Consider the following 6,452-nt stretch of genomic DNA (forward strand, 5'->3'; position numbering starts at 1 on the left):
CTCTATATTAATTAAATTTATTATGTTGTAATAATCCTATAGCAGCTTTAACTCTTATTTCTTCATTATCTGAATCTAAAGCGCTAACTAATATATTTAATGCTTTTTCAACTATATTATAATCTATAGAGTTTCTATTACTAGATATATCACCATTAGTCAATACTTTATCTAATTCCGCTATATCTGTTGGATGTTTAAATTTAGTTAAAATACTTCTATTTCTTAATAATTCTCTTACATACTCATTAAGTTCGTGTTTTGGAGCTTTACCTATCCATTTTACATATCTTCTATGATACATCCCCCATTCATTATTGATACAATCATACTCATATCCCCCTACTCGTCCTATATGAACCCAATCATTCTCAGTTATAAGGACTATGTCTTCCTCTTTCATTGTATTTACAAATGCATTTACATTTCCTAAGTGATTTCCTAATCTACTACCCTCATATTTATATTTTTCTCTTATTTCTTCTCTTATTTCATCTTTATTTTTATTTGTTAAATCATCAAGCTCACTATAACCTATACAAATAAAATTTTCATTTACAAATGAACTTACCCTCTCTATTCCTTCTGGTTGAGTTTTAAGTTGAAATATTTCCATTTTAATTCCTCCCTATACGTCACGATTTCGTTACAACACTTAACGGTTACTTGTTGACATTATTTTATACCATATTTTTCTCATTGTCAATCGTTATCTCCCCTAACACTTCCTTACGGTTTGATATGTGTAGATATACAAAAGAAAAAGAAGTATCTGCTGTAGATACTCCTTTTTTACTTACTTAAATAATCTATCAATATATAATTTATTCTTAATCTATTCCTAACATACACCTCATATCATCAGTTAAATCGTTAAATCATGCCATTTATCCTCATTAAAAGAACCTTCATAATATCGTCTCTCTTCTTCATCTAATATAAAAACATTATCACAGCTATTACAAATATATTAAGTGTTTTTTTTCACCCTATTCATCTTCAATTGTGTTATTCATTTCTATATGCTTATACCCCTTGCAGTATGTGCAACATACCTCTGTATATTTTAATTTTTAAAAATTAATTATTTTTTGTCCCGTAGTGCATCTTCCTTAATTGCCACATTAATCATAAACTACTCTTCAACTAACTATTAAGTATTGTTTTTAAGCAGCCCCTCTTAATTCTTTTTTTAATATCTTTAATTTTTTTTTCTTTATAGATCTATTAGTCATTAAACTTCTTTTACTAGCTTTATGAATATTTCTTAGATATTTTTTTCGTTTATTATTTTTACAAAAATAATAAAATATATTTGAAACAAAAAATAAAACTATTTCTTCTATTTCTTTTAGTGTTACTCCATCAACCCTAGTGTTATAAGTACAATTATCATCATGTATAACCCGACTTGAATCATTGCATAAATAACCAATCTTATATTTAAATTTCTTATATTTATAATTCTCTATGTCATTAATATTTGTTTTCATATTTTTAATCCTAATTTTAAAAAATGTATCCTTATCTTTTAAACTTGTAGAATCAAACTTCTCTCTGGACAAATAAGCTCTTTTCTCTTTAATTTCTTCATATTCTTTTAAATTATTTAGATACTCTAGATATTCATCTCCATAATCTCTCAAATTAACCACGTTTACAATTTTCTCCATTAAAATTCTAAATTGTTGAACTGGTAAATACTCATACCCCTTAGTATATATTACACATGATTTTACTTCTTTTACAATTCTCTTTAATCTTTGTTTAATGGCTGATGTAACTTCATCTTCATCATCTACATTCTCTTCTATTTTCTTCAAAACTTTTTTTAACTTTTTTAAATCCTTTTTCCTCATCTTAAATCCTCCATATGTCTTCTAATAAACGCTCTTCACTTTGTTGTACAAAACTAGGATACTGTGAGAGAATGCACCTAACTAATTCTTTCACATTCATATCCACCTTGTCAGATATTTTCTTTAATTTTTCATAGTGTTTTTCTTTAATTTTAAAACTATAAACTTTTAATTTATCATCCTCTAAAAACAATATCTTATCTGACCTCTTTATACTTTTATTTTCTTTATAATCCTTTAAAGCATATTTAATTGATTTATTTACTAATTTTTTTACTGAAATATCTAATTCATATGCTATATCCTTTAATTCTTGATATTCCCTATAAAAAAGAGATATCTTAACTGACCATTCTTTTTTTTCTTCATTCATTCTATTATTCACCTACTTAATAACTTTCTTACATATAATGTATTATATATGTAAAAACTTTTTTAATCAACTTTTTTATTATAAATAATACTCTTAGATATACTTAATAAACATTTTATTAGGGTTTATAAATCCCTTTTTTATTGATAATAGTTTACTATACCTAATAAATTTGTTTAATTTTTTACTTTAAATATTGTGTTTTTTATACTATATAAAATTATTTCTTAATTATTTTCAATGTAATATATTTACATATAATTGCTATAATATATAGAAAAAGACTATACGACTTATATGTTTTATTTCTTAACTTTATTTTAATAATTGAATGCTATAAGCGCTTCAAAACAAGTTTAAAAAAGTTTTATAATATATTATAGAATTAAACCAATATGATTTTTGATAAAACAAAAAAAGATGCAAAAAAAATTGCACCTTTTTCAACTTATTTTTAAAGAATAAAATATACTCCTAACTATTAAAATCAAACTCACATTCAACATTACTCTTTTTTTCATTGTTATCATCCTTATTAATATTAGATGTATTATCTAAAAATCTATCTATATTACTACCCCTAATTCTCCAAAGCCTGCCAAGCTTACTTGCCTCGAGATTCTTTGCATAAATTAGCTTTAAAAGAGTCTCTCTCCTAATAGACAAAATCTCAGCAGTCTCCTCAACAGTATAGATCCTATTTGCTTGCAGTTCCATAATGTTATCTCCCCCTTATTACTAATTAAAGCTGTTTAAGAATAGTTTACCATATTTTGAGTTATTCTTCATTTTAGTGCAAATCCAATAGCCCTAATTAGGGTAATATACATAGTATATATAATATAAAGACCCTTTTCGTGTCACCTTGTTTTTTTACATAAAAGTAATATATTAGATATCTAAAATATATATATTCTCCATAAACCCTTGATAATTCTTAATTTTCCATAGTTTATATGATTATGCCTTTATGATAATATATTTTTATAACTTCTATTAAAACTACTAAAAAACTGTACAAATGCTATAAAAAATAACTATTACAAGTGAGGTGTAAAGTATGGCCAAGGAACTAGATATATTTGATTTAGCATCACCTGAAGGAGAAAAAATTATAGAAAAAATGGTTAAAGAAGAGTTACCATTAATTTTAGAAAAAAGAGAAAAGTATGGTTTTTATAGTACTGAAGTTATTACTAATAAATCAAAAGATTTATAAAAAGAATAGTGTTACTATCAAATTGTAGTAACATTATTCTTTTTACGTTGTATTACTTAATAATACAATGTAATGTAATGTACTACACTACAATTAATTATATTAACAAAATCTCTATTGAATATACAAAATATTAGTACTATAATACTATTATAAGAATATAAATACACTACATTACAATGTAATTTAATGTATTACATATAGAAAGGGGCTTTAAAATGGCTGATAAAGTAACAAGTATGAGATTAAATGAAGATGATTTGGAACAATTTAAGGAATTTGCTAAAGAGAATGGATTAAATCAACAACAAGCATTTAACAGTCTATTAAATATGGTTAAATTAGAAAATGCTAAAGAAAAACTAGGGGATAGAGCAAAGAGCATTGATACATTTAAAGATACAATCAATAGAGCTATAGGAATGTATGTAAATAGTCTTGAAGAAAATTCAGTTGCTGAAGAGAGAATAAGAGAAGAATTATCAAAGGAATTAAATACTAAGGATAATACTATTAGTAATTTACAAGAGCAACTACAAAAAGTTAAATCTGAAAAGAGTAGTATTGAAGAGAGAGTAGACCATTTAAATACATATAAGGATTTAGCAGAAAATGAAGTTAAAAAATTAGAGAATGCTATATTAGAAAAAACTAATAACCTAGATATAGCAAATAGGAACAATAATAATTTACAAGAGCAGCTTGTAGAGTATAAGAACTATAAAGATGACTATAAAACTCTACAGGACCAACTTGATAAATTAAAGGAAACTAATACAAATTTAATTAATGAGAATAAACAACTTAATGACAAATTAAATAATAACAATGATATGATAGCCTTTTATAAAAACCAAATAGAACAACAACAACAGGATATAAAGTCACTAAATATGTCCATAGAGAATAAAGATGCATCATATAATGCCCATATTAAATCATTAGAGGATAAATACAAGGAAGATCTATTAGATGTTAAAGATCTATATAAAAACACATTAGAGAGCAAAACTAGTGAATACCAGGATTACTTAGCAAAGCTTAACATAGAATTTAAAGATAAATTAGACCTTGAACTTCAAAAGAAGCAACTTGAAATAGATAAGTTAAATACAGAATTAATTCTTGCTAAGCCTCATAAAGCCAAGACAGCATCATCTAAAACTAAATAATTTGTAGCTCTTTAATTCTTAACTTCTTAAGTATTTTAATTCCTAAATTCTTAAGAAGTTAAGAATTAAAATAACTATAGATTAATACTATTAAACTAATTTTATCCCTATTATGTTGTATGTTCTAAACCTCCAATAATACATAAATGTAACCTTTTAACCACAACTCTCCCCTCCACACCATCTCATAAAATCCCACCCCACTTAAAGTCCTATAAACCAAAACACCATTTAAACAGTTATGATAAAAAACTCCATTATCTTAAATGGAGGTCTTCCCTCCAATCCTCCCTTCAAAGTTCATAGACAAGCTCTCATCCATAAAGCTCTTAAAAGACTGCATATCTTTGCATAAAGAATTATAAAACCCATAATTACCTCTTACATATAATTTAATAACCACGTCTTATAATATCTTTATTATGCATGCTCTTAGGTCTTGCTTGTCCATTCAAAGGAAGTTTTCACTCTTAAAATCAAAACATATACTATATTCTTCTATAAATTTTCATATTACATTATCCATAAAAATCATGAAAACATAATTAAAATTAAGTGGGAAACCCCTTAAAAATCCCCCAAATAAGGTCTTGGATAAATCCCAGACCTTATTTCTTTTATATTTTGTATAAAAAAATTTATTTTGTAAATAATTACAAATGAGGTGATTAAATTGATTAGAAAAAATAAAAGCGGTGTTAGAATTGATGTTATATATCATTTATTTATCTTAAGTTTGATTTTATTAATATGTGTTCCAATTGCATATAAGTATTTTATATAATAAAATTTAAAAAATAAAGCCTAGGATTGCTCCCAGGCTTTATTTCGTTTCCTAAAAAACTAAGTTTTCTTGATGCTTCTAATAAATTGGATTATTATTGATTTTTGAGGATAAATTTAATACTTACCCTAGCTTTATTATACTACATATAACTTTCATTTTAAACTATGTATACCTTATATAGTGCTTATATACCTACCCTGTATACTTCATATATAATTAAAAATACTTTTGGCACCACTTCACTATTATAATAAGTTTACCTAAAATAATTTAAATCCATTACATAAGGTATACCAACACCCAATTTTGAACAGGCTATCACCTACATATGTAACCGTAGAAGTGTTTTTCTCTTCTATCAAACCACTTCCACGCTAACATCTGTTACGGATTAAGCTAGTTCAAACATTGGGTACCCGTTGGGGTGCATTATAAATTCATACCATAAAAAATGTCATAAAAAACCGGGTGGGACAAGCAATATTAAAATTATTATTTTTCTATGCACTAGCACCTTCTAAAAAGCATTTTAACAGCATTTAGTGTTAATCTATACGTATTATGTATGCTATATAGAAACTGCTTTAAAATTCACCTCACAAAGTTTTAAAAGCATATTAAGAGTCATATGTATTCATAAATTTAATACAGCTTGTCCCACCCTCTTAATTCATCTATAGAGCTCATTCCGTTTGTTGCCGTATCAGGACAAGCCTTCCTTGGCTGGTCCTGATACTTTCACGCTCTCCCTTCGCACGTAGTGGACAAGCCTTCCATGGCTGTTCCACTAAAGGTAAGTTTTATATTTTATCATATATTAAAGACGATTCATTTAACTTAAATTATTTCTAATAAAGATTTTCTTTTAAATCATAAAACTAATTTTAATTTTATATCGTAGCTATACTGCTATTTTTTAATAACTTCTATCCCATTTAACTTATATTATATTAAATTTAGTGGTGATACCTTCGCAATAAATTAAGGAGCATTCATAAGCTTTGCTCATGCATACTCCTTAATTTATTGCAAAAATAGTTTA

6 protein-coding genes are annotated in these 6,452 nt (G+C 25.8%); 2 read left to right on the forward strand and 4 right to left on the reverse strand.

Features of this window, described 5'->3' with window-relative positions:
- Positions 1 to 7: 7 nt before the first annotated feature.
- The 4 genes from BM119_RS16315 to BM119_RS16330 all read right to left on the reverse strand — a co-directional run bounded on the left by BM119_RS16315 (position 8) and on the right by BM119_RS16330 (position 2,949).
- Complete coding sequence (locus BM119_RS16315) at positions 8 to 616, reverse strand: hypothetical protein (protein ID WP_090042794.1); 609 nt, start codon at positions 614 to 616, stop codon at positions 8 to 10.
- A gap of 550 nt (positions 617 to 1,166) precedes the next feature.
- Positions 1,167 to 1,859: a hypothetical protein gene (locus tag BM119_RS16320; RefSeq protein ID WP_090042795.1), complete on the reverse strand. Its 693-nt coding sequence runs from the start codon at positions 1,857 to 1,859 to the stop codon at positions 1,167 to 1,169.
- Position 1,860: 1 nt separating this feature from the next.
- Positions 1,861 to 2,232, reverse strand: coding sequence for a hypothetical protein (locus BM119_RS16325; RefSeq protein ID WP_090042796.1), 372 nt, complete (start codon positions 2,230 to 2,232; stop codon positions 1,861 to 1,863).
- Positions 2,233 to 2,706: 474 nt separating this feature from the next.
- Positions 2,707 to 2,949, reverse strand: a complete 243-nt coding sequence (locus BM119_RS16330) for a helix-turn-helix domain-containing protein (protein WP_090042797.1) — start codon at positions 2,947 to 2,949, stop codon at positions 2,707 to 2,709.
- Positions 2,950 to 3,292: 343 nt separating this feature from the next.
- On the opposite strand from BM119_RS16330, the gene BM119_RS20035 reads away from it, so the two are divergent.
- A complete protein-coding gene (locus tag BM119_RS20035; RefSeq protein WP_177199464.1) occupies positions 3,293 to 3,451 on the forward strand; it encodes a hypothetical protein in 159 nt (52 codons plus the stop codon).
- 218 nt (positions 3,452 to 3,669) lie between these two features.
- Positions 3,670 to 4,623, forward strand: coding sequence for a coiled-coil domain-containing protein (locus BM119_RS16335; RefSeq protein WP_090042798.1), 954 nt, complete (start codon positions 3,670 to 3,672; stop codon positions 4,621 to 4,623).
- Positions 4,624 to 6,452: the final 1,829 nt, after the last annotated feature.

The organism is Clostridium frigidicarnis, assembly GCF_900111985.1.
Taxonomy (GTDB): Bacteria; Bacillota; Clostridia; order Clostridiales; family Clostridiaceae; genus Clostridium_Z; species Clostridium_Z frigidicarnis.

Excerpts from the sequence above, each read along its gene's own strand:
- BM119_RS20035 (WP_177199464.1), top strand. The coding sequence starts at position 3,293 with ATGGCCAAGGAACTAGATATATTTGATTTAGCATCACCTGAAGGAGAA.
- BM119_RS16320 (WP_090042795.1), bottom strand. The coding sequence starts at position 1,859 with ATGAGGAAAAAGGATTTAAAAAAGTTAAAAAAAGTTTTGAAGAAAATA.
- BM119_RS16335 (WP_090042798.1), top strand. The coding sequence starts at position 3,670 with ATGGCTGATAAAGTAACAAGTATGAGATTAAATGAAGATGATTTGGAA.
- BM119_RS16325 (WP_090042796.1), bottom strand. The coding sequence starts at position 2,232 with ATGAATGAAGAAAAAAAAGAATGGTCAGTTAAGATATCTCTTTTTTAT.
- BM119_RS16330 (WP_090042797.1), bottom strand. The coding sequence starts at position 2,949 with ATGGAACTGCAAGCAAATAGGATCTATACTGTTGAGGAGACTGCTGAG.
- BM119_RS16315 (WP_090042794.1), bottom strand. The coding sequence starts at position 616 with ATGGAAATATTTCAACTTAAAACTCAACCAGAAGGAATAGAGAGGGTA.